Annotated in this window: 21 protein-coding genes; 12 read left to right on the top strand and 9 right to left on the bottom strand. The window is 62.0% G+C overall.

What is annotated here, in order from left to right; all coding sequences use genetic code 11:
- Nucleotides 1-9: 9 nt before the first annotated feature.
- A complete protein-coding gene (locus tag J3P97_RS12050; protein WP_434674260.1) occupies nt 10-387 on the bottom strand; it encodes a hypothetical protein in 378 nt (125 codons plus the stop codon).
- Nucleotides 388-552: 165 nt separating this feature from the next.
- The gene (locus J3P97_RS12045) at nt 553-894 is read right to left on the bottom strand and encodes a hypothetical protein (protein WP_434604648.1); all 342 of its coding nucleotides are present in this window, start codon (nt 892-894) and stop codon (nt 553-555) included.
- 144 nt (nt 895-1,038) lie between these two features.
- Here J3P97_RS12045 and J3P97_RS12040 point away from each other — a divergent pair, with 144 nt between their 5' ends.
- On the top strand, nt 1,039-1,281 hold the full coding sequence (locus J3P97_RS12040; protein ID WP_434568676.1) for a hypothetical protein: 243 nt from the start codon (nt 1,039-1,041) through the stop codon (nt 1,279-1,281).
- Here the strand turns inward: J3P97_RS12040 and J3P97_RS12035 are convergent.
- Nucleotides 1,270-2,445: a XylR family transcriptional regulator gene (locus tag J3P97_RS12035; protein WP_434568677.1), complete on the bottom strand. Its 1,176-nt coding sequence runs from the start codon at nt 2,443-2,445 to the stop codon at nt 1,270-1,272. The genes J3P97_RS12040 and J3P97_RS12035 overlap by 12 nt on opposite strands.
- A gap of 155 nt (nt 2,446-2,600) precedes the next feature.
- On the opposite strand from J3P97_RS12035, the gene xylA reads away from it, so the two are divergent.
- From xylA to leuD, 6 genes are all read left to right on the top strand, one after another.
- Nucleotides 2,601-3,917, top strand: coding sequence for a xylose isomerase (gene xylA / locus J3P97_RS12030; RefSeq protein WP_434568678.1), 1,317 nt, complete (start codon nt 2,601-2,603; stop codon nt 3,915-3,917).
- A 149-nt stretch (nt 3,918-4,066) separates the two neighbouring features.
- The gene (xylF, locus tag J3P97_RS12025) at nt 4,067-5,068 is read left to right on the top strand and encodes a D-xylose ABC transporter substrate-binding protein (RefSeq protein WP_305494967.1); all 1,002 of its coding nucleotides are present in this window, start codon (nt 4,067-4,069) and stop codon (nt 5,066-5,068) included.
- A 184-nt stretch (nt 5,069-5,252) separates the two neighbouring features.
- Nucleotides 5,253-6,809, top strand: a complete 1,557-nt coding sequence (gene xylG / locus J3P97_RS12020) for a D-xylose ABC transporter ATP-binding protein (RefSeq protein WP_434674259.1) — start codon at nt 5,253-5,255, stop codon at nt 6,807-6,809.
- A complete protein-coding gene (locus J3P97_RS12015; RefSeq protein WP_434568680.1) occupies nt 6,810-7,946 on the top strand; it encodes a sugar ABC transporter permease in 1,137 nt (378 codons plus the stop codon).
- 125 nt (nt 7,947-8,071) lie between these two features.
- Nucleotides 8,072-9,493 (top strand): 3-isopropylmalate dehydratase large subunit, encoded by a 1,422-nt coding sequence (gene leuC / locus J3P97_RS12010; RefSeq protein WP_434674258.1) that lies wholly within the window; start codon nt 8,072-8,074, stop codon nt 9,491-9,493.
- A gap of 2 nt (nt 9,494-9,495) precedes the next feature.
- Complete coding sequence (gene leuD, locus J3P97_RS12005; protein ID WP_434674257.1) at nt 9,496-10,101, top strand: 3-isopropylmalate dehydratase small subunit; 606 nt, start codon at nt 9,496-9,498, stop codon at nt 10,099-10,101.
- Between the two features lie 510 nt (nt 10,102-10,611).
- Here the strand turns inward: leuD and J3P97_RS12000 are convergent.
- The 3 genes from J3P97_RS12000 to treA form a co-directional block, all read right to left on the bottom strand.
- Nucleotides 10,612-11,559: an IS110 family transposase gene (locus J3P97_RS12000; RefSeq protein WP_434623735.1), complete on the bottom strand. Its 948-nt coding sequence runs from the start codon at nt 11,557-11,559 to the stop codon at nt 10,612-10,614.
- A gap of 702 nt (nt 11,560-12,261) precedes the next feature.
- A complete protein-coding gene (locus tag J3P97_RS11995; RefSeq protein WP_434651952.1) occupies nt 12,262-13,185 on the bottom strand; it encodes a LysR substrate-binding domain-containing protein in 924 nt (307 codons plus the stop codon).
- Between the two features lie 62 nt (nt 13,186-13,247).
- Nucleotides 13,248-14,867: an alpha,alpha-trehalase TreA gene (treA, locus tag J3P97_RS11990; protein ID WP_434674256.1), complete on the bottom strand. Its 1,620-nt coding sequence runs from the start codon at nt 14,865-14,867 to the stop codon at nt 13,248-13,250.
- Nucleotides 14,868-15,000: 133 nt separating this feature from the next.
- On the opposite strand from treA, the gene J3P97_RS11985 reads away from it, so the two are divergent.
- Nucleotides 15,001-16,302, top strand: coding sequence for an SDR family oxidoreductase (locus tag J3P97_RS11985; protein ID WP_434674255.1), 1,302 nt, complete (start codon nt 15,001-15,003; stop codon nt 16,300-16,302).
- A 21-nt stretch (nt 16,303-16,323) separates the two neighbouring features.
- Here the strand turns inward: J3P97_RS11985 and J3P97_RS11980 are convergent, their stop codons facing one another.
- Nucleotides 16,324-18,324, bottom strand: coding sequence for a sigma-54-dependent Fis family transcriptional regulator (locus tag J3P97_RS11980; protein WP_434674254.1), 2,001 nt, complete (start codon nt 18,322-18,324; stop codon nt 16,324-16,326).
- Nucleotides 18,325-18,519: 195 nt separating this feature from the next.
- On the opposite strand from J3P97_RS11980, the gene J3P97_RS11975 reads away from it, so the two are divergent.
- From J3P97_RS11975 to J3P97_RS11965, 3 genes are all read left to right on the top strand, one after another.
- A complete protein-coding gene (locus tag J3P97_RS11975) occupies nt 18,520-19,542 on the top strand; it encodes a Gfo/Idh/MocA family oxidoreductase (RefSeq protein ID WP_434674253.1) in 1,023 nt (340 codons plus the stop codon).
- The gene (locus J3P97_RS11970; protein WP_434674252.1) at nt 19,539-20,330 is read left to right on the top strand and encodes a TIM barrel protein; all 792 of its coding nucleotides are present in this window, start codon (nt 19,539-19,541) and stop codon (nt 20,328-20,330) included. The genes J3P97_RS11975 and J3P97_RS11970 overlap by 4 nt, the downstream gene beginning before the upstream one ends.
- A gap of 81 nt (nt 20,331-20,411) precedes the next feature.
- The gene (locus J3P97_RS11965; RefSeq protein ID WP_434674251.1) at nt 20,412-21,338 is read left to right on the top strand and encodes a sugar ABC transporter substrate-binding protein; all 927 of its coding nucleotides are present in this window, start codon (nt 20,412-20,414) and stop codon (nt 21,336-21,338) included.
- Between the two features lie 158 nt (nt 21,339-21,496).
- Here the strand turns inward: J3P97_RS11965 and J3P97_RS11960 are convergent, their stop codons facing one another.
- Nucleotides 21,497-22,927: a diaminobutyrate--2-oxoglutarate transaminase gene (locus J3P97_RS11960; RefSeq protein WP_434674250.1), complete on the bottom strand. Its 1,431-nt coding sequence runs from the start codon at nt 22,925-22,927 to the stop codon at nt 21,497-21,499.
- 35 nt (nt 22,928-22,962) lie between these two features.
- Entirely contained in the window at nt 22,963-23,178 is a 216-nt protein-coding gene (locus J3P97_RS11955) for an MbtH family protein (RefSeq protein ID WP_434674249.1), read from the bottom strand.
- A 197-nt stretch (nt 23,179-23,375) separates the two neighbouring features.
- Here J3P97_RS11955 and fhuF point away from each other — a divergent pair, with 197 nt between their 5' ends.
- Nucleotides 23,376-24,113, top strand: coding sequence for a siderophore-iron reductase FhuF (fhuF, locus tag J3P97_RS11950; RefSeq protein ID WP_434651971.1), 738 nt, complete (start codon nt 23,376-23,378; stop codon nt 24,111-24,113).
- Nucleotide 24,114: the final 1 nt, after the last annotated feature.

Here is a 24,114-nt window from a genome sequence, read left to right as displayed (position 1 = left end):
GCGACTTTCTCATCGAGCCACAAACGGATAATGCTCGATACGGCAAGGATAGTCGTTGCCGTCGCCCTTGCAGATCCCATCCAGATAGCGGTACTTGATCCGGATCGCCTGGCCTTTCCCGGGCCATTTGCGGCGTGGCAGGGTGGCCTGGTAGTCGGCGGTTTCCGGAATGAAGCTGATCACCGCGCCCTCTTCCGGGCATTCCACACTGGGCGAGGCCGGGCGCGCCTTCAGGACTTGGGCCTGGAGCTTCGGCGTGGGCCGTTTCACCACTTCGGTGACGTGCAGCTGGATTTCGCAGATCTGCCACGTCGCGGCCTGCGCCGGTGCGCAAAAGGCTGCAAGCGCCAGGGCGAATGGCGCGGAGTACGCTGGGAGCATGGTCATTTCAGTCCTTTTTTCTGCGGCGGATTTGCGTCCGCCATCCTCTCACACCAAGGTATGTGAGGTCCCCGGACAAAAAAAGCCCCGCGACCGAAGACGGTGCGGGGCAAGGGAATTGGTTGGTTGCGGCCAACCAAAGGAGCACGGAGAAAAGCGTTTACGGGCCGGTCAGATGCATTCCTGTGCGGCGCGCTCGAAACTCGAAGGCAGGAGATTGGACGCCAGCAGGTGGCGCTCGTAGACAAACACCTTGCCGCCACTGCCGGCCTTGTAGGCTTCCAGCACGTTGTCCGCCGAAATCTTGCTCGGCACGACGATGCGGTAGCTGCGCTGGCTCTGCGAGACCATCGGGTGCAAAGCGCTGCCTTGCAACTTCGGCACGACGCATTCAGCGTATTCGGCCGGGGTCTTGCTGGTCTGCAAGGTCAGGGTCGGATCGTTCGGTGCCGAGGCACATCCCGCCAATAACAGCGGGGAAAACGCCAGGGACAGTAGAAATAAAGGGCGCATGGATCGGTCCTGAAAATAAAAACGTTGGGCTGCGTCTCGATGGCGCTGATTTTCCAATGATTGCCCGCAAAGCAGAACTTGCATTTGCTAATGGTCACTATTACTCATAGCAATAGTTGCAAGCCGGATGATGATGAGGAACGGATGAGAACGTTTGACTTGATTCGTGACGCGGTACTGCCCGACTTCCGTGAGCGGGTGGCTGAGTACCTGGTCCAGTACGAAAGCGTGCTGTTGAGCAATGCCGAAATCGCCCCCCAGCTCAAGCGGGACACGGCCAATCAACTGCGCGGTTACCTGCGCGGGTTGAACACTACCCGGGTGTTGGGCATGGCGGACTGGGAGGAACTGGATCGGCGGGTGATGAGTACCTGGCTATCCGACTGACTGGCGAAATCCCCGAGGCGTACAGCCGAATTCGCGGCGAAACACCGTGTGCAGGTACTGCGCCGACTTGAAGCCGCAATCGCGGGCGATATCGGCAATTGCCAGCTCGGTGTTCTCCAACCCGCTGGCCGCCGCCGCCAGCTTGAAGCGCAGGATCTCGTCGTGAACGCTGCAACCACGCTCCTTGCGAAAATGCGACTCCAGGGATGAACGCGACACGCCGACATACGCCGCCACTTGCGCGGTCTTGATGCCCTGGCAGGCGTATTGGCGAATGAACAACAAAGCCTGCATGACATAAGGATTGCCCAGTGGCTGGTGCAGGCTCGACGCTTGCACGTTGATCGCCTCGGGCGGTATCAACACCTGGGTGCCGGTGGAAGGCATGCCGTGCAGCATCTGATGAAGCAGGCGCGCGGCGGTCCGGCCCATGGTTTCGGTGCCCTGCACCACCGAACTGAGCGGCACCCGGGTCAGGCTGCGGGTCAGCGGGTCGTTGTCGATGCCGATCAACGCGACTTGCTCCGGCACGGCGATCCCGGCTGTCAGGCAAGCTTGCAACAACTGCCGGGCCCGCGCGTCGCTGACCGCGATGATGCCGATGGGTTTGGGCAGGCTCTGCAGCCAGGCGATCTGCTGCTCGACCGCGCTGTCCCAAAGCGGCGCGCTGGTGCCCATGCCCCGGTACACCTGCGCCGGCAGGCCATCGCGCTGCATCAACTGACGAAAGGCCTTTTCCCGTTCCTGGGCCCAGCGATTGGCCTGGGCTTCGGGCAGGCTGAAACAGGCGAATTGCGTCAACCCGGCTTCGATCAGATGCGCGTAGGCCAACTTGATCAGCGCGTGATTATCCGTAGCGACATATGGAATACCCTTTGGATAGGCGCGCTCGTCCTGATACGAGCCCCCCACCGCCACCACGGGCAGCTTGATCCCGGCCAGCGCCTCGCCGATCAGCGGGTCATCGAAGTCGGCGATGATTCCATCGCCCTGCCAGCGCTCGATCCCTTTCAACCGGCAGTGAAAATCCTCCTCGAGAAACAGGTCCCAGGACGCGCGCGTGCTGCTCAGGTAGTTGCCGATGCCGCTGATGATGCCGCGGTCGTAGATCTTGCTGCCGTTGAACAGCAGGGCGATGCGGTGAACGGGCGGGACGATTTTCATTGTTTTTACCCTGGGCCGATGGACACAGACTAGGCGCGCGAACGGCGAATCTCAATACTCAAAATCGAACTGCCGATTGGTGATTTTCATAATCAGCAGCCTGCGGGCCGGCGGTAGTATCGGGACACCGCCAAGAATAAAAAGGAAACCCGCCCATGTCGTACTTTCCCGATGTCGAGCCGATTCGTTATGAAGGCCCCGGCAGCGACTCGCCGCTCGCCTTCCGCCATTACGACGCCAACAAGCTGGTGCTCGGCAAACCCATGCGCGAGCACCTGCGCATGGCCGTCTGCTACTGGCATACGTTTGTCTGGCCAGGGTCCGATGTGTTCGGCGCCGGGACCTTCAAGCGCCCGTGGCAGCACGCCGGGGACCCGCTGGAACTGGCGATAGGCAAGGCCGAGGCGGCGTTCGAGTTCTTTTCCAAGCTGGGCATCGACTACTACTGCTTCCACGACACCGACGTCGCGCCGGAAGGACAATCGCTGAAGGAATACCGCAACAACTTCGCGCAGATGGTCGATCACCTGGAGCGCCATCAGGAACAAAGCGGAATCAAGCTGTTGTGGGGCACCGCCAATTGCTTCAGCAACCCGCGTTTTGCCGCCGGCGCCGCCAGCAACCCGGACCCACAGGTCTTCGCCTGCGCCGCCGCCCAGGTGTTCAGCGCCATGAACGCCACTCAACGTTTGAAGGGTTCCAACTACGTATTGTGGGGCGGCCGTGAAGGCTATGAAACCCTGCTCAATACCGACCTTGCGCGCGAGCGCGAACAGTTGGGCCGCTTCATGCGCATGGTGGTCGAGCACAAGCACAAGATCGGCTTCAAGGGCGACCTGCTGATCGAGCCCAAGCCCCAGGAGCCGACCAAGCACCAATACGACTACGACAGCGCCACCGTGTTCGGCTTCCTGCAACAGTTCGGCCTGGAGAACGAAATCAAGGTCAACATCGAGGCCAACCACGCGACCCTGGCCGGGCACAGTTTCCATCATGAAATCGCCACGGCGGTCTCCCTGGGAATCTTCGGCAGCATCGATGCCAACCGTGGCGATCCGCAGAACGGCTGGGACACCGACCAGTTTCCCAACAGCGTCGAGGAAATGACCCTCGCCACCTATGAAATCCTCAAGGCCGGGGGCTTCGGCAACGGCGGGTTCAACTTCGACTCCAAAGTCCGCCGCCAGAGCGTGGACGACGTCGATCTGTTCCACGGTCATGTTGCCGCCATGGACGTGCTCGCCCTGTCCCTGGAGCGCGCGGCGGCCATGGTGCAGAACGATCAACTGCAGAAATTCAAGGACCAGCGCTACGCGGGCTGGCAGCAGCCGTTCGGCAAGGCGGTTCTGGCGGGGGACTTCAGCCTCGAATCACTGGCTGAGCACGCGTTCACCAACGAGCTGAATCCGCAGGCCGTCAGCGGTCGGCAGGAGATGCTGGAAAACGTCGTCAACCGGTTCATCTACCCCTGACGGCAGGCAACCTTCGTGGGCGCAGGGAGGTTGTTACATTCGCGCGACAAATCTGCGCCCGGAACGCCGAACAAGTCTCTACAGTTCTACCGGCATCATGTTCATCGTCAGGCAGTGTCTTTCAAAAAACAATAAAAGGACGCACCACCATGAAAACCTTCAAACGTACCCTGCTCGCCGGCGCCCTCGCCCTGCTGTCGCTTCCGGCCATGGCCGACGCGACCCACCCGAAAATCGGTTTTTCCATTGATGACCTGCGCCTGGAACGCTGGTCGCGCGACCGTGACTACTTTGTCGCGGCGGCGGAAAAACTCGACGCCAAGGTCTACGTGCAATCGGCGGACGCCAACGAGCAGAAGCAGATTTCCCAGATCGAAAACCTCATTTCCCGGGGTGTCGATGTGATCGTCATCGTGCCGTTCAACGCTACCGTACTGACCAACGCCGTCGCCGAAGCCAAGAAGGCCGGGATCAAGGTGGTGTCCTATGACCGGCTGATCCTCAACGCCGACATCGACGCCTACATTTCCTTCGATAACGAAAAAGTCGGCGAGATGCAGGCCGGCGGTGTCCTGAAGGCAGCGCCGAAGGGTAACTATTTCCTGCTGGGCGGCGCCCCTACGGACAACAACGCCAAGATCCTGCGCGAAGGCCAGATGAAGGTACTGCAACCGGCCATTGACAAGGGCGACATCAAGATTGTCGGCCAGCAATGGGTGAAGGAATGGAACCCCACCGAAGCCCTGAGCATCGTTGAAAACGCCCTGACCCGGAACAACAACAAGATCGATGGCATCGTCGCGTCCAACGACGCCACCGCCGGCGGCGCCATCCAGGCTCTGGCCGCGCAGAAGCTGGCCGGCAAGGTACCGATCTCGGGCCAGGACGCCGACCTGGCGGCGGTCAAGCGCGTGATCGACGGCACGCAGACCATGACGGTCTACAAGCCGCTGAAACTGATCGCTTCCGAAGCCGCCAAGCTCTCAGTGCAACTGGCGCGCAACGAGAAGCCCACCTACAGCTCGCAGTACGACAACGGCAACAAGAAGGTCGACACCATCCTGCTCACGCCCACCGCACTGACCAAGGACAACATCGACCTGCTGGAAAAAGACGGGTTCTACACCAAGGCGCAGATTGCCGGGCAGTGATCAAAGCGCACCCCGGGGACTTTTTGCCAAACAGTCCCTGTGGGAGCGAGCTTGCTCGCGATGGCGGCCTGACAGTCAACATTGGTGTCGGATGTGACGGCCTCATCGCGAGCAAGCTCGCTCCCACAGGGCTGGGTGGTGCTCCTCAACGCTGCCTGTGAGCCCTTTTTTACGAGCCCTCGCCATGTCCGAATACCTGTTGCAAATGAACGGCATCGTCAAGACCTTTGGCGGTGTCAAAGCCCTCAACGGCATCGACATCAAGGTCCGGCCCGGGGAATGTGTCGGCCTGTGCGGTGAAAACGGCGCGGGCAAATCCACGTTGATGAAAGTCCTCTCGGCGGTCTACCCCTTTGGCACCTGGGAGGGCGAAATCCTCTGGGACGGCCAGCCGCTGAAAGCCCAATCGATCAGCGAAACCGAGGCCGCCGGGATCGTCATCATCCATCAGGAACTGACGCTGGTCCCCGACCTGTCAGTGGCCGAAAACATCTTCATGGGCCACGAGCTGACCCTGCCCGGCGGGCGCATGAACTATCCGGCGATGATCCATCGCGCCGAAGCCCTGATGCGTGAACTCAAAGTGCCGGACATGAACGTCTCGCTGCCGGTCTCGCAGTACGGCGGTGGCTACCAGCAACTGGTCGAGATCGCCAAGGCGCTGAACAAACAGGCGCGTCTGCTGATCCTCGACGAGCCCTCCTCGGCCCTGACCCGCTCGGAAATCGAGGTGCTGCTGGACATCATCCGCGACCTCAAGGCCAAGGGTGTGGCCTGCGTGTACATCTCCCACAAGCTCGATGAAGTGGCGGCGGTGTGCGACACCATTTCCGTCATCCGCGATGGCAAACACATCGCGACCACCGCCATGGCCGATATGGATATCCCGAAAATCATCACGCAGATGGTCGGGCGGGAAATGAGCAACCTCTACCCCACCGAACCCCACGAGATCGGCGAGGTGATTTTCGAGGCGCGCCACATCACCTGCTACGACGTCGACAACCCCAGGCGCAAACGGGTCGACGATATTTCGTTTGCGCTCAAGCGCGGGGAAATCCTCGGCATCGCCGGGCTGGTGGGCGCCGGTCGCACGGAACTGGTGTCGGCCCTGTTCGGCGCCTACCCCGGACGCCATGAAGGCGAGGTCTGGCTGGACGGCCAGCGGATCGACAGCAGCACACCGCTCAAATCGATCCGCGCCGGCCTGTGCATGGTCCCCGAAGACCGCAAGCGCCAAGGCATCATCCCGGACCTGGGCGTCGGCCAGAACATCACCCTGGCGGTGCTGGAGAACTTCTCGAAGATGACCCGGATCGATGCCGAGGCCGAACTGGGCAGCATCGACCGGGAGATCTCGCGCATGCATCTGAAGACCGCAAGCCCGTTCCTGCCGATCACCAGCCTGTCCGGCGGCAACCAGCAAAAAGCCGTGTTGGCGAAGATGCTCCTGACCAAGCCACGGGTGTTGATTCTCGACGAGCCCACCCGAGGCGTGGATGTGGGTGCCAAGTACGAGATCTACAAGCTGATGGGCGCGCTGGCGGCCGAAGGCGTGTCGATCATCATGGTGTCCTCGGAGCTGGCCGAAGTGCTCGGGGTGTCCGACCGCGTGCTGGTGATTGGCGACGGCCAGTTGCGCGGCGATTTCGTCAATCGTGAACTGACCCAGGAGCAGGTGCTTGCGGCCGCGCTCAGCCATCCCGAAGCCCCTGACAACAATGATCGGAAATCCGCGTAGATGAATCAGGTCAAACAAGTGTTCACCCGCTACAAAATGCTCGCCCTGGTGATTGCCGTGGCAGTCATCTGGCTGTTCTTCAGCTGGCAGACCGAGGGCGGATTCCTGACTCCACGCAACCTCTCCAACCTGCTGCGGCAGATGTCCATCACCGGAATCCTGGCCTGCGGCATGGTGCTGGTGATCATCAGCGGTGAGATCGACCTGTCGGTGGGTTCGCTGCTGGGCTTGCTCGGCGGGCTCGCGGCGATTCTCGATGTGGTCTATCACATTCCGCTACTGGCGAACCTGAGCCTGGTCGCCCTGTGCGGGCTGGTCATCGGCCTCGCCAACGGCTACATGACTGCCTACCTGCGCATTCCCTCGTTCATTGTCGGCTTGGGCGGCATGCTGGCGTTTCGCGGAATTCTGCTGGGCATCACCGGCGGGACCACGATCGCCCCGGTATCGCCGGAGCTGGTTTATGTCGGCCAGGGTTATCTGCCCCATGCGGTCGGCACAGGCCTTGGCGTGGTGCTGTTTGCCCTGACGTTGTTCCTGACCTGGAAACAACGCCGCAATCGCGCCTTGCACGGCCTGGCCGCCCATTCACTGGTGCGCGACGTGGTGCGGGTGGTGTTGATCGGCGCAGTGCTCGCCGGCTTCGTCTACACGCTGAACAGCTACGACGGGATTCCGGTTCCGGTGCTGCTGCTGTTGGTCCTGCTGGGGGTGTTCAGCTACGTGACCAGCCAGACCGTGTTCGGCCGGCGTGTCTATTCCGTGGGCAGCAACATGGAAGCCACCCGCCTGTCCGGCATCAACGTGCAAGCGGTGAAGCTCTGGATCTTCGGCATCATGGGCGTGATGTGCGCCCTCGCCGGCATGGTCAATACCGCGCGCCTGGCGGCCGGCTCCCCCTCGGCCGGCAACATGGGCGAACTGGACGCCATCGCTGCCTGTTTCATCGGCGGCACCTCCATGCGCGGCGGCTCCGGGACGGTCTACGGTGCGCTGCTCGGCGCGCTGGTCATCACCAGCCTGGACAACGGCATGTCGATGCTCGACGTCGACAGCTACTGGCAGATGATTGTCAAAGGCAGCATCCTGGTCCTGGCCGTATGGGTAGACGTCAGCACCCGCACTGGACGACGTTGATGGCCGCCCCTTGGGTGATTGATCACGACTCGTGTGCAACGCCTTCACTTTTGCGTGCTTGATGCTTTCAGGGCGGGGCATATGCTGTTCACAGCAAGCCCCGCCAGGACAAGAAGCGCGCGAAAATGAACAGCCCGAGAACGCTTTATCAGAAACATATCGACAGCCATACCGTTTGCCCGCTGGATGATCAGGGCCATGTGCTGCTGTACATCGACCGTCAGGTCGCCAACGAATACACCAGCCCGCAAGCGTTCAGCGGCCTGCGCGAAGCCCACCGCAACGTCTGGCGCCCCAGCGCAACCCTCGCGGTGGTTGACCACGTCAACCCGACCACGCCCGAGCGTATCGCGGCCATGCCGGACGCGGGCGGCGCCCGGCAGGTGTCCTACTTTGCCGAAAACTGCCGAGACTTCGGCATCGAACTGTTCGATGTGCTCGACAAGCGCCAGGGCATCGAGCACGTCGTCGCTCCCGAGCAAGGCTTCATCCTGCCGGGCATGGTCATCGCCGCTGGCGACAGCCATACCACCACCTACGGTGCGCTCGGGGCGTTCGGTTTCGGCATCGGCACTTCTGAAATCGAACATTTGCTGGCCACCCAGACGCTGGTCTACAAGCGCCTGAAAACCCTGCGCGTCACGGTCGATGGCGCCCTCGGCGCGGGCGTCACCGCCAAGGACGTCATCATGGCGCTGATCGAAAAAATCGGCGCCTCGGGCGCTACGGGCTACGCAATCGAATTCACCGGCCCGGTCATCAGCGCACTGAGCGTCGAAGCGCGGATGACCATCTGCAACATGGCCGTGGAAGCGGGTGCGAGAGGCGCGTTCATGGCGCCGGATGACAAAGTCTTCGCCTACCTGCAAGGCAAACCCCGTGCGCCTCGAGGCGAGCTGTGGGAACAGGCCGTGGCCAAGTGGCGAGACTTGCGCAGCGATGAGGGCGCGGTATTCGATCGGGAAGTGAGCCTCGATGTCGCTGCGCTGGAGCCGATGGTGACCTGGGGCACCAGCCCCGACCAGGCAGCGCCGATTGGCGGCCAGGTACCGGATCCGGCGGCGCAGCCCGACCCGATCCTGCGCCAGGGCCTGCAGCGGGCGCTGGACTACATGGGGCTGAGGCCAGGGATGCCCCTTGGCGAAGTGCAGATCAGCCATGCCTTCATCGGCTCCTGCACCAATGCGCGCATCGAAGACCTGCGCGACGCGGCACGGGTCGTCCGCGGCAAGCGGGTCGCGGCCCATGTGCGGGCGATGATCGTGCCCGGCTCCACCGCGGTGCGCGACCAGGCCGAAGAGGAAGGACTGGCTGCGATCTTCCGTGACGCCGGTTTCGAATGGCGCCAGTCCGGCTGCTCGATGTGCCTGGCGATGAACGACGACGTGCTTGCACCAGGCGATCGCTGCGCATCCAGCACCAATCGCAATTTCGAAGGACGCCAGGGCGCAGGCGCGCGCACTCACCTGATGAGTCCGGCCATGGTGGCCGCCGCCGCGATAACCGGTCACCTGACCGACGTCCGCTCACTGCTCCCGGAGGCCTGAAGATGCAACCCTTTGACACCGTAACCGGCATCGCCGCCCCGCTGCTCGCCGCCAACATCGACACCGACGTCATCATGCCCAAGCAGTTCCTCAAGGGCATTGACCGCCAGGGGCTGGACCGGGGCCTGTTCTTTGACCTGAGATGGCGCGAGCCTGGCGTTGCCAATCCGGATTTCGTGCTCAATCAACCTGGCTGGCGCGATGCGACGTTCCTGGTGGTGGGCGAAAACTTCGGCTGTGGCTCAAGCCGTGAGCATGCGGTCTGGGGCTTGAAGCAGGTAGGGATCAGGGCGCTGATCGGTACGAGTTTCGCCGGGATCTTCTACGACAATTGCCAGCGAAACGGGGTGCTGCTGATTGAGCTTGCCGAGGTCCAGTGGAAAAAGATTGCCGAACTCGTTGGCCGTGCGGATACGGCCGCTATCACCGTCAACCTTCCCGAGCAGCGCATTGAGCTGGCGGACGGCAGCGTTATGCCGTTCGAGATCGACAGACTGCGCAAGGAGTCGTTGCTGCTGGGGTTGGATGCCATTGGCGCAACGCTCCAGCGTGCCGAGCAGATTCGCCGGTTCGAGCGTCGGCACCTGGCCGAGAATCCCTGGTTGTAGGGGTTGGGTTTGACCTGGTTTGGTAGGTTCGGGCTTCCCCTGTGGGCTGTGAAATCTGCGCCTGTCGAAAATCCAATGTGGGAGCGAGCCTGCTCGCGAAGGCGGCGTGTCAGCCACTGAATGTTGGATGGTCTGGCCCCTTCGCGAGCAGGCTCGCTCCCACAGGGGGTCCGTGTATACGTGAGGTCTGTGTCTGTCGAAAATCCAATGTGGGAGCGAGCTTGCTCGCGATGGCGGCGTGTCAGCCACTGAAGATGTTGGATGGGCTGGCCCTATCGCGAGCAAGCTCGCTCCCACAGGGGTTCCGTGTATACCGTGAGATCTGTGTCTGTCGAATATTGCAATGTGGGAGCGAGCCTGCTCGCGATGGCGGCGTGTCAGCCACTGAAGATGTTGGATGGGCTGGCCCCATCGCGAGCAAGCTCGCTCCCACAGAGGTTCCGTGTATACCGTGAGGTCTGTACCTGTCGAAAATCCAATGTGGGAGATTCTATGGTGCGGGACTAGCCCCTAAATGCCTTTTGGTAAGTATTCGCTCTGGTTCTTCAACAGAGCGAATACCACTCGGGCAAGCTTGCGGGCCAGCGCTACCAATGCCTCGGTTGTGCTGAGCCCTCGGGACCTCAAACCCTCGTAAAATCCCTTCCACGCCGCCGTGCGACTCGCCGACATCGCGGCGTTGTGCATCAATCGGCGTGCCTCCGGATCACCTCGCTTAGACAGGCAGCGGCGTCCCTTCTTTTTTCCCGAGTCCGATATGCGCAGGTCCAGACCCAGAAAAGCGATGAAGGCATCGGCATTTCTGAAATCTCCACGTTGAAACGACGTGAGCAAACGGGCACCGCTTAACAGACCGATGCCTTCGACTTTCATGCAGCGCTTGAGCTGACTGCCCAAACCGGCTGCATCCAACTGCGTCTGGATTGTTTTCTCAAGCAAAATCTCGAGTCTTTGCATTGCCTTTATCTGGTTCTCAAAGGCCGTTTTGAGCAACGGTTCGTTTGACCAGCTTTGCTTGAGGCTGACACGCGCCTGAACCAAGGCTGCCCGTCGCCGGAAAAGGCTTATAAGCCTGCAATACAGGGGCGATGGCGGGGACCAAGGGTGCAACTGGTGGCCTTCGTTGTTCAAGTAGCGAGCCAACAACCGAGCATCCAGCGCATCGGTTTTAGCGCGCACTTTCACACCTTTGCGGTAATGACTGAGTTCGTAACCGCCGATCATATAAATCACACAGCCATGCGCATAAGCCAGATCGGCGAAGTCCTGGTGATAGATATTAGTGGCTTCGATGGCGACATCCACTGGCGCAGGTAATGCCTTGAGCCACTTTTTGATATCAGCTTTGGTGTTGGGGATCGTTTCGAGTCGATCGGATTGGGCGTGATAAATCACCAACTCATCTTTGGCGACATCCACACCTACGATCGGCTGGGCGGTGGCGACGGGCATTGCCATTGAAAATCCTCCGGGCTAAGGTTTGAACACTTGAAGGGTTCACCCAGAGGCGCAGGCTTGTTCCTATCGTCGGTCTAGGCCAGATGCATTCTTTATCGGCGCTTGGGTGAAAGGAGGAGGGGTGAAATCTCCCACGGTCTGTACTGCGGCTAACAGTCAGAATCGAGCCTAGTCCCTCCTCCTCCCTTCAAGTCCTACCATACAAGCGAGCTTGCTCGCGAAGGCGGCGTGTCAGCCACTGAAGATGTTGGATGAGCCGGCCCCATCGCGAGCAAGCTCGCTCCCACAGGGTTCCATGTATACCGTGAGATCTGTGTCTGTCGAATATTGCAATGTGGGAGCGAGCCTGCTCGCGAAGGCGGCGTGTCAGCCACTGAATGTTGGATGGTCTGGCCCCTTCGCGAGCAGGCTCGCTCCCACAGGGGGTCCGTGTATATCGTGAGGTCTGTGTCTGACGAATATTACAGTGTGGGAGCGAGCTTGCTCGCGAAGGCGGCGTGTCAGCCACTGAAGATGTTGGATGGGCTGGCCCCTTCGCGAGCAGGCTCGCGCCCACAGGGGGTCCGTGTATACGTGAGGTCTGTGTCTGTCGAATATTACAGTGTGGGAGCGAGCCTGCTCGCGAAGGCGGCGTGTCGGCCGCTGAAGATGTTGGATGAGCCGGCCCCTTCGCGAGCAGGCTCGCTCCCACAGAGGACGCCGCTACGTCTGACCAACCGACAAATCCCGGAAGCACTCCTCGAGAAACTCGACACATACCCGCAATTTGGCCGACTGACTGAGCCGGGTCGGGTATACGGCCCAGACATTGGCGCTTTGCGAATAGTCTGGCAGCACCTGGACCAGCCGCCCCTGCTCCAGCAGCGGCTTGACGTCCCACATCGAGCGCAGCAGGATCCCGCCGCCGCTCAACGCCCACTCCAGGACGATCTCGCCACTGTTGGATGATAACGGGCCGCCGACGCGTACCGTTGCCTCCTCGCCATCCCGGGTCAGCGTCCATAGGCCGAACGCGTTATTGCGCTCTTTGAGCACCAGGCAATCATGGGCGTCAAGCTCTTCCAGCAAATGCGGGATGCCCCGCCGTTGCAGATACTCCGGGCTTGCGCAGAGTATCCGCCGATTGCTCGCCAGCTTGCGCCCCAGGTGTTGGTCCGGCAGGTCATCACCGACGCGGATCTCCAGGTCGAAGCCTTCGCCGACGATATCGACGACGCGATCGAATACGTCCAGGCGGATGTCGAGCCGGGGGTACGCCTGCGACAGTTTGCCGATGGCCGGTGCGACGTGGTTGCGGCCAAAACCGAAACTGCTGCAGATGTGCAGAGCCCCGCTGGGCTGATGTCGCGCCTGGGCGATTTCACCGACAAACTCCTCGAAATCCCCCAATAGCTTTTCGGCCCAGACCCGCACGCGCTCGCCATCGTCGGTCAGGGCGATGCGCCGGGTGGTACGGTGCAGCAAGCGGGTGGCGAGCGTCGCTTCCAGCACCGAAATGCGCTTGCTGATATAGGCCGGCGAATAGCCCAGCGCTTGCGCGGCACTGGCAAAGCCGTTTTTTCGAACGACGGTGAGAAAGACCTTCAGGTCCTCCGGTAATGGAAACTGATCACGACTCGTGTTCATAAGCCCCACGGCAGCGCTATTCTTCGCAGATTTTGCGAAGAATAGCATCGATCCCGCCCGGCTCAACCGCCGTATTTATTCATCAGCTTCAGCGTTACCCCGTTCGTCCAGCCGAAGCCGTCCTGCAGTTCGTATTCGCCGCCCCCACCGCCGTCGCCCTGTCCGGACACGTCGTACTTCTCGACCAATTTGTCCTCTTTGAGATAAAGGTCTTGGACCTGCTTCAGAAAGCGGTTGCCAACATCCCGGGCCAGTTCCGTTTGTCCGTAGCGGTCCAATCCTTCGACCGCCACCCATTGCAACGGCGCCCAGCCATTGGGCTCGTCCCACTGCTGGCCGTTATTGACCTGGGTGGTGGCGATGCCGCCCGGACGCAACAAACCTCGACGCACCGCATCGGCGGCACGATCGGCGCGTTCGGCAGAGGCCAGGCCGGTGTAGAGCGGGAACAGCGTTGCGGCAGTCAATCCCGGCCGTTGCCGGTTCTGCTGCCAGTCGTAGTCCACGTAATAACCACCCTCGGCGTTCCACAAGTGCGTCTCGATGGCGCGCTGGCGTTGCTCGGCACGCTGCCCATAGGCCTGGACGCAAGGCGTGTTCGCCACCGTCTCACAGGCCTTGGCGATGGTGCGCTCCAGGTGGAACATCAGGCTGTTCAGGTCCACCGGCACAATCGACGTGGTTCGGATGGTCGCCAGGTTCTTGCCGTCCCCCAGCCAGCGGGAGCTGAAATCCCAGCCGCTTTCGGCCCCGGCGCGCAAGTCGCGCCAGACCTCCTCCTTGGGTCGCTGTGGCGCCTGTTCGGCGGTCTTCGTGTCTTGCAGCCATGACTCCTGCCGAGGCGTAGCGTTGGCATCCCAATAACGGTTGAGCACACTGCCATCGGCGAGCTTGACGACATGCTGCACCGCCTCACCGGCCTTGAGGGCCTGCGCCCCGTCCATCCAGTAGGCATATTCCTTTTGCAGCTGGGGAAGGTAGCGCCCGTAGGCCTGCTCGCCTTCGATGTGCGCCTGCAACTCGACCATGTAAGCAAAGAACGGTGGCTGCGAGCGGCTCAGGTAGTAGCTGCGGTTGCCATTGGGGATATGGCCGTAGGTGTCGATCATGTAGGCAAAATTGTCGGTCATCTGGCGAACCTGCGCCTTGTCGCCGCTTTGCTCCAGACCGAGCATGGTGAAATACGAGTCCCAGTAATACATTTCGCGGAAACGTCCGCCTGGAACTACATACGGTTGCGGCAACGGCAGCAGGCTGCTGTAGGGCGGCACGTGGGTGTAGGTTCGGCTGAGCACGGGCCAGAGATTATCGATGTGCTCCTTGATCGGCGCACCCGGTTCGGGGGCAGGACTTTCAGCCTGGCCGGATTCGATGAAGTTGTCCTTTATGAAGGCATCGAGATCGAAATCGGCGCCCTCCCGACGGGCCAGGTAATCGGCACGGATCTTCGCCGGGTCACGCTTGGGCAACGCATCGACGAAATGCTTCTGGTCGGTGAACACCTGCTGACGCTGCACGGCTTCGAACAGTTCGGGGTACATCTGGTCGGGCGGCTGATTGGCCCGGTCCCGGGCGTCGGCATAACTCCACATGGCGGCAGGTTGGCTTGAACAGGCCGTGCACAGCACGACAGCGAGAGACAGGCTGGGGAAATACAGCGGTCGCATCGGCGGCTCCATCATTTGTCGTTCCTGACCAACGAGTGACAGAACGAGGTGGAGCGCGGTTCACTCGAAATGCCTTTCCTCACCTCGACGGAACCCCTGCCTGACCCCTGCTCTCTATCGCAGGACCAACAGGACGGAGGTGTTGATCATGATTGCCCCAGCAACCGGCATGCGGCACGGTGAGCGTTACGCCGTTGAAAGCATCGAGCGCGCGCCTCACTTCCCGGGTTTTTTCCTTGATGGAAAGTATTACCTGGGCCCTGAATTGAATACGGCAGTGGGCTGGCTGGAAGGCCAGACCTTCCTCTACGACCAGCTCGACCCCGAGGGCGAGCCGGTGTACCCCGGCAGAGTGGCCGGCACCATCGAGGACCTGACGCTGATAATGGCCGATGGCGTGCGCCTCAAGCTGACCCCCTTGCAGCCCGACATCGACCGGCCCACGGGCCCCGCCGCTACCGCCGCTCAGACAAAGTCGTATCCCTTGGCGGAAAAACTCGTGGTTATCACCGGAGCGTCCAGCGGAATCGGCCGTGCCACCGCCCTGGCGTTTGCCCGGCAACGGGCGCGCCTGGTGCTGGCGGCACGTGATCGGGAGGCGCTCGCCGAAGTTGTCGACGAATGCCAGGCCCAGGGCGTCGCCGCATTGGCGGTGTGCACCGATGTCACCCGCAGCGAACAGATGCAGGCGCTAGCCGCCGAGGCCGCCGCGTTTGGCGACGGCCGCATCGACATCTGGATCAACAATGCCGGCGTCGGCGCGGTGGGCAGTTTCGAGCAAACGCCGCTTGAGGTACATGAACAGGTTCTGCAAACCGACCTGCTCGGCTACCTGCGGGGCGCCTATGTGGCATGGCCCTATTTCAAGGCGCAGAAGCGCGGGATCCTGATCAACACCCTGTCGCTGGGCAGTTGGGTCGCCCAGCCCTATGCCGCTGCCTACTCGGCAAGCAAATACGGCTTGCGCGGCTTGTCCGAAGCCTTGCGCGGTGAACTCGGCGAATACCGGGACATCCATGTCTGCGACATCTACCCCGCCGTCATCGACACGCCGGGCTTTCGCGACGGCGCCAATTACACCGGCCATGCGCTCAAGCCACCGCCTCCCGTCTACGACCCGCAGCGGGTTGCCGAAGCGATGGTCAGCTGTGCGCTCAACCCCAAGCCCAGCACCACCGTGGGCAGCGCGGCGGTACTGGCGAGAGTCGCCCATGTCCTCTTGCCCGGCTTCCCGCAACTGTCCGGTTGGTTGACGCGTCTGGCCCTGAACCGCAGTCCGGCGTTGGCTTCATCCTCGGGCAACCTGTTCAACCCGCCCAGCGGGCCGCGTAAAATCGAAGGCGGCTGGCGCAAGCCTGCGCGACGGCCATCGCCCGTGCTGGTGGCGGGCGCGGCGCTGTTGCTTGGCGGGTGCCTGGTGGCATTGGGTCGAGAGCGTGACCGCAGGTGACCGCACAGCGAGGCGATCGGGTCAGTCCTGCGCCGAGCGGAACGCTTCGACGTTGAGCCCGAACCGGCTCATCTTGTTGTACAGCCCGCCCCGGGACACATTCAACTGGCGGGCGGCCAGGCGGATATTGCCGCGCGTGTCCCGCAGGGCGGCGATGATCGCATTCATTTCGTGGGTATCCAGATCGACGGCCGCCCTGGGTTCCGGAGTAGCCTCGCGGGCCGAGGGCCGTCCGCCCTGCCTGACTTCCAGGGCCAGGTCATTGGCTTGGATGAGTTCGGTGGTTGCCAGGTTGGTCGCGCGCTCAATGACGTTTTCCAGCTCACGGACGTTCCCCGGCCAATGATAGGCATCGAGAACCTCCAGCGCCTGTGGTGACAGGTCTCGTATCGGCTTTCGCAGCGACCGGGCACACCGCGCAAGAAAATGTCGCGCCAGCAAGGGCACATCCTCCCGCCGCATCCGCAGCGGCGGCACCGTCAGGCTCAGCACATTGAGGCGGTAATAAAGGTCCTCGCGAAAGGCCCCGTCGGCGACGGCCTGGCTCAGGTTGCGGTGAGTGGCGGCAATGATCCGCACGTTGACCCGCAGCGATTTTTTCGCCCCCACCCGCGTCACTTCGCCTTCCTGCAGGACGCGCAGCAGGCTGACCTGCGCATCAAAGGCCATATCACCGATCTCGTCGAGGAAGATCGTCCCGCCATCGGCCAGTTCGAATCTGCCCGCCGAGCCACCGCGAGCCGATCCGGTGAACGCACCTTCGACATGGCCGAACAGTTCGCTCTGCACCAGATCCCGGGGAATGGCCCCGCAATTGACCGCCACGAACGGACCGCCACTGCGTTCGCTGGCGTTATGGATGGCCTGGGCAAACAGCTCCTTTCCGGTGCCACTCTCACCGAGAATCAGCGTGGTCGAGTCACTGCGACTGGCGATCCGGCCCAGTTGCAAGGCGTCCTGAATGGCCCGTGAACGACCCTGGATGATTTCGAAGGTGTAGCTGGCCTGGGTGCCGATGAGGCGCCGGGTAATCTCACGGATGCGCCGATTCTCGCGCAGCGAAACGATACGACCGCCCTGCTCCAGAGGGCAGACAGATACCAGGCAGGCCAGATGACTGCGGTCATGCAGCTCGAAGGTGCAATCCAGGTCCCTTGCCCCTTCGCCATCCCTGCGCAGGATCTCGCCGCTTTGCTCGGTCTGCCCAAGGCTCTGGAACGGCTTGCCCAACCAGTCACGATCGACGCGGAACAATTGCCGGGCGTAATGGTTGAGGGCCTTGATGCAACCCGTTTCATCGAGTACCACCAAGCCCTCGTTGAGCACTTCAAGGACTGTCTGTTGTTCTTCCAGCAGTGCCTGCAGCGCCATTTGCCGGGAGACCGCTTCAGCCGCGGCCTGGACGGTGCCCAGGGTATGGAAGTGAAACCAGCCGGGCTCGGCGGTCAGGGTCAGCATCGCCAGGGTCCGGCCATGAGCATCGCGGATAGGCGCGGCGGCACAATGCATACGCCGCTGGCGCAGGCCTATGCCGAAATTTTCCTCGGCCAGCACATACACCAGCCGGTCCTCGACCAGCGCCAGCCCGGTGCAATTGGTGCCCTGCACCGATTCGAGCAACCGGCTGCCGATGGGCGTGAGGTCCAGCCCGCAGAAATACAGGGTCGTGCCTTCGGCATCGGTCAGGTTGATATGCCCGTTGGGGTTGTAGGCGAGCAAGCCGCGCATGACCTGTGCGGCGGCGGCAATCAACAGGCGATTCGCCGTCAGCGTGGCGGTCAGCTCGGCGGGCGCGACAAAACGGTACTCGCCGTCCTCCGGATCCAGCCCGGCATCGACGCTGCGCCGCCAGGAATTCCAGATCACTTGCCTGACACCGGCGGGACGCTCGGTGCTGGCGTTCAGGCATGCTCGCCAGGCCTCTTCCAGCGCAGCGTTTGATCCTCCATTCAACGACGCGGGGCCGAGGGCGGTCAGATAGTCACGGTCTTCAACGCTCAGGGCCATGGGTTGTGCATTCATTGTCGGCTCTATGTTCAGGTTTTCGACATGTCAGTGTAGACATGTCCACGAAATGAACATCCCTCTTTCAAGATCGCAGAAAAAAACCTTTAAATTCAGCTCGTTGAATATTGGCACAGCAGTTGCTCCCCGCTGTATAGCGACACCGGCGTTCCAGCCAGCGAGTCGCGAACAACAATAAAAGGGAGTCATTTCATGAGCACCTCGAAAACCATTCGCCTGGGTCTTATCGGCGCTGGCCGCATGGGCAGTTTTCACGGCCTGACCGCCGCCCGGCACATCCCCGGCGCCTGCCTCGCCGCCATCGCCGACCCTACTCCCGGCCAGGCCGCGCGCCTGGCGGCGGAGCTGGATGTGCGCAAGACCTACGCCGACCCGCAGCAACTGCTGGACGACCCGGACATCGACGCCGTGCTGATCGCCGCCCCGGCACGCAGCCATGCCGAGCTGGTGATCAGCGCGGCCCGGGCCGGCAAAGGGGTGTTCTGTGAAAAACCCATGGCGATCACGCTGGACGAAGCCGACCGCGCCATAGCCGCCACTGCCGATGCCCGGGTGACGCTCCAGGTCGGTTTCAACCGGCGCTTCGCCAGGAGTTTCCGCACAGCTCATCTGGACGTGGTCGCCGGCCGGATCGGCACACCCCAACTGCTGCGCTCGCTGACCCGCGACCCGGCGCTGAACAACCCCGCCGCCTCGCCGCAATGGGTGATCTTCCTGGAAACGCTGATCCATGACTTCGATACCCTGCGCTACCTGAATCCGGGCGCCGAGGCGGTCGAGGTGTTCGTGATGGCCGATGCCTTGATTGCACCCGCCTACAAAGAGAAAGGTTTCCTCGACACGGCAGTGGTCACGATCCGTTTCGACAATGGCGCCATTGCCACCGCGGAGGCCAACTTCCAGGCCGTCTATGGCTACGACGTCCGGGGCGAAGTGTTCGGCAGTGCCGGCATGCTGACCATGGGCAGCGTCAACGACTCCGACTTGCTGCGGTATCTGGCCAATGGGGTCCAGGCCGATACCCAACGCCTGGACACCGACTTGCTGCGTGATGCGTACGTGGCCGAGCTCAATCACTTCGTCAGTTGCGTGCGCAGCGGCGAGAAACCGCTGGCCAGCGGTGAAGATGCCCGGGCCGCCCTGGCCATTGCACGGGCTTGCATCGAGTCCTTCCAGCAGGGTAAAGCGGTACGTGTGCAAGGAGCCTCGTCATGAGTTTCATCCCCTTCAAGCTGGCGGTCAGCGCCGAGATGGTCTTTCTTGACCTGCCCTTTGTCGAACGGGTCAAACGCATCCACGCGCAGGGTTTCAGCGTCGAGATATGGAACTGGTCGAGCAAGGACATCCAGGCCCTCGCGGCGACTGGCGCGGATTTCACCTCGATGACAGGTTACATCTCGGGCAACCTGACCGATCCCGAGGCCGTCCGGCAACTGCTCGACAGCGCCGGGGAATCCTTGGCCGTCGCAGCCCGGTTGAACTGCCCGAGCCTGAACCTGCACGGCACCGGCCTGGGTGATCAGGGCTTGCCGGTCAAATCGGTAGCCCGTACCACCGGACGCATGTGGTTGAGCGCCTGCAAGACCCTGGAAAAGATCGCCCGCCTGGGCGAAGACGCCGGCCGGGTGTTCCTGCTGGAAAATCTCAACACCGAAGTCGACCATCCCGGCACACCGTTCGCCCGCGCCGACGATACCCTGGCGCTGATCGAAGCCGTGGGCAGCCCGCACCTGAAAATGAACCTGGACCTTTATCACGCGCAAATCGGCGAAGGAAACCTGATCGAGCTGATCCAGCGCGCCGGTGACGCCATCGGCGAAATCCAGGTCGCCGATGTTCCGGGTCGCATGGAGCCCGGCACCGGTGAAATTCACTATCCGGCCATTGCCCGGGCGCTGTTCGGCATGGGATACAGCGGTGTCGTCGGCCTTGAAGGCTGGGCCAGTGGTGACAGCGAAACAGCACTGGAGCGTTTCAGACAGGCTTTCACCCTGGATGGGTGAGCGCCTCGCGGACTCCAGACGCGCAGCAATATTTCCATCACTTGATGACGTTCACTCCATAACAACAAAAGGAAAACCATCATGCGTCGTTGCTCACTGCTTTTCGCCACATTGCTCGTGCTGTTCAGCCAATGGGCCGCCGCCGATTATCGCATCGGCGTCAGCATCGCCAGGGTTGACGACAACTTCATGACCTACGTGCGTAACGGCCTGGACGAGGCCGCCAGAAAAGAAAACGTCCAGATCCAGTTCGAAGATGCCCAGGGCGACGTGGTCCGCCAGCTCAATCAGGTCCAGGGCTTCATCAACCAGAAAGTCGATGCGGTCATTGTCCTGCCGGTAGACACTTCCGCCACCGCCAACATCACCCGCGCCGCGGTCGAAGCCAAGACGCCGCTGGTCTACGTCAACCGCCACCCGGACGAGCGCACCTTGCCCAAAGGCGTAGTTACGGTGGCGTCCAACGACATCGAAGCCGGCCAACTGCAGATGCGCTACCTGGCGGAAAAACTCGGCGGCAAAGGCAACCTCGCGATCATCATGGGCGACCTCGCGCAAAACGCGACCCATGACCGCACCGAAGGGGTCAAGCAGGTGCTCAAGGACTTCCCCGAGATCAGGGTCGTCGAGCAGCAGAGCGCCGAATGGCAGCGCAGCAAAGGGATGGACCTGACCAGCAACTGGCTGCTCGCCGGCAGCCGTTTCGATGCCATCGTCGCCAACAATGACGAGATGGCCATCGGTGCGGCCATGGCCTTGCAGCAAGCCGGCAAAGCCAAGGGCGAGATTTCGATTGTCGGCATTGACGGTTTGCCTGATGGCCTGGCGGCGATAAAACGCGGGATGCTGGTCGCGTCGGTATTCCAGGACCCCAAGGCCCAGGCGACCAGCGCGGTGCAGGCGGCGCTCATGATGATCAAGGGCGAGCCGGTTGAACCGGAAATCTGGGTACCGTTCCAGTTGATCAAGCCTGAGCAACTGGCGGTGTTCGAGCAGCGCTACAAGTAGCAGTAATCACCTGAGAAAAATGATGGCTCCGTGGCGAGGGAGCTTGCTCCCGCTCGGTTGCGTAGCAGCCGCAAGACTTTTGGGGCCGCTGCGCAGCCCAGCGGGAGCAAGCTCCCTCGCCACGGGTCGATTGCCTCACGTCAACAGCCAGCGCCTGCTCAGGCGATGTGCAACGCCCTGCCCTTGGTCTCGGCGATGGCATTGTTCAAGGCCACCCGGAACAGCTCGACCAGCACATCGATTTCCTCAGCCTGGATGATCAGCGGTGGCAGGAATCGCACAACGGCGCCATGGCGCCCGCCCAACTCCAGGATGACGCCCAAGCGCAGGCACTGGCGCTGGATGGCCTGGGCCAGTGCCGTATCCGCGGCGGGCACACGGGTATCGCTCGGCGTATCGCTGACAACCTCTACGCCCACCATCAAGCCACGACCACGCACCTGGCCCAGGCAAGGGTAATCGCCCTGCAACTGACGCACCTGTTCCATCAGGCGCTGCCCCATGACCTCGGCGTGCGCTGACAGGTGTTCGCTGATGATATGGCGCAACGTCGCGGCGCCCGCTGCCATCGCCATCTGATTGCCACGGAACGTGCCGGCATGGGCACCGGGTTTCCAGGTGTCCAGCTCTTCGCGATACACCATCACCGCCAGTGGCAGGCCGCCGCCGATAGCTTTGGACAAGACCAGAATGTCCGGCTCGATGTCGGCGTGCTGGAAAGCGAACAGCTTGCCGGTACGCCCCAGGCCGGTCTGTACTTCATCGATGATCAGTGCCACGCCGTGTTTGCGGGTCAATTGGCGCAAACCCTGGAGCCAACGGACCGGTGCCGGGATCACCCCACCCTCGCCCTGCACGATTTCCACGACCACCGCTGCCGGTGGCAGCACACCCGACTCCGGGTCGCTCAACAGTTGTTCGATAAAGTGCAGCCCGGCATCGATGCCGGCTTCGCCGCCGATGCCGAACGGACAGCGGTAGTCATAGGGGTACGGCAGGAACTGCACGTCGGCCATCAACGAGCCCAGCCCCTGTTTTGGCCCCAGGTTGCCCATCAGGCTCAGTGTCCCCAGGGTCATGCCGTGGTAACCGCCGGAGAACGTCAGGATCGGTTTGCGCCCGGTGGCGATCCGCGCCAGCTTCAAGGCCGCCTCGATGCCGTCGGCACCGGTCGGTCCGCAGAACTGGATGCGCGCGTGACGGGCAAAGTTTTCCGGCAAGGCGTTGAACAGGTCCTCGACAAAACGATCCTTGACCGGTGTCGTCAGGTCCAGGGTGTGCAAGGGCAGGCCGGAATCGAGTGTCTGGCGCATGGCCGCGATGGCCACCGGATGGTTATGGCCCAGCGCCAATGTCCCCGCACCCGCGAGGCAGTCCATGAACAATTGGCCTTGGGTATCGCGCACATAAAGACCATGGGCTTCTTGCAAGGCCAACGGAATGCGCCGCGGGTAAGAACGGGCGTTCGACTCCCGGGCCGCCTGGCGTTGCAGATACGGGTTGGTGTTCAGTTCACGCGGCGCTTGCTGGCGAAACTGCTCCAGCGTGAAGGTTGCGCTGGAGGATGAACGGGGCTGGACACTTTCCATTTTGACTCCCTGAGTAACCACTCGGTTGTGGGCGATCAGCCCTGTCCTTGTACCTGCATGGCCTGACGCAGGCTCAGCGGGCGCATGTCGGTCCAGACTTTCTCGATGTAAGCCAGACACTCTTCCTTGCTGCCCTGCATGTCCGCGGTGCGCCAGCCGTCGGGCACGCTGCGGTAGTCCGGCCAGATCGAGTACTGCTCCTCTTCGTTGACGACAACCAGAAACCGCGTATCCGGGCTATCCAAACTCATTGCTTGCTCCTTTGACTGGCATGACGGAAAAGATCGCTACGATACAATACTAATGGTAGCGATTCTCATTAATATTATAAAAATCTTACGTTGCGCACATATTTCATTGCTGGCGGGCAGTCGCAAGACAGCAGTACGCTGTTTATACTTCGCCCCTGAACGATAACCTCTCTCGATTCGCGGTCACGGATGAGTCAATGATTCCCAGCCTTGCTCCGCTGTTCATCGGGCCGCTCGCAGCCTTTGAAGAGAAACTGCAACTGCGCAGCCTCCCGCGCACCGATCTGCCGGCCGCCGTGTTCTTCCAGCACGAGACGTTCAGTGCATTCGTCGACGATCTGCTGGCACGCTACAAGACCGATGAGCGCCTGGCCCTGGTGTCGCTGTGGTCCAAATGGTATTTCAGTACCTTCCTGGCGCCAGTCATGGCCGCCAACCTGCTCCAGCAGCGCGAGCTGCCGCTCGCCCTGGCTGATGTCGGCTTGAAACTCGGCGATGACGCCAGGCCCCAGGCCCTGCATTTGCGCGACGATGGCCAGATACTCCCCCGGTGCACGGCCTTCGAGCGGTTCCATACGCTCGTCGAATGCCATCTGGAACCGGTCATCGAGATTCTTGCCAGTGTCAGCCGGGCATCGCCCCGGTTGTTCTGGAGCAACGCCGCCAACACTTTCGAATTCGTCACCACGCGGATCGAACTGCACCCGCTGGCTGATGCCTCCAGCACCCTGCCGGCCAGGGAGATCCTCACAGCCCGGCTACGCCCCGATGGCCGCCGCAACCCGCTGTTCGCGCCCGTGCGTTACCACGACATCGGCGAGGACGAGCCGCAGCGCCTGAGGCGCATCTGCTGCATTCGCTACCGCCTCCCCGGCGTTGGCTATTGCAGCAGCTGCCCCCTCGATGAATCCAGACGCCAGGTTCAAGGCGCCTGAG

Origin of the sequence: Pseudomonas sp. R1-15, assembly GCF_051132085.1 — a bacterium.
Taxonomy (GTDB): domain Bacteria; phylum Pseudomonadota; class Gammaproteobacteria; order Pseudomonadales; family Pseudomonadaceae; genus Aquipseudomonas.
This window is presented reverse-complemented; position numbering and strand designations above follow the sequence as displayed.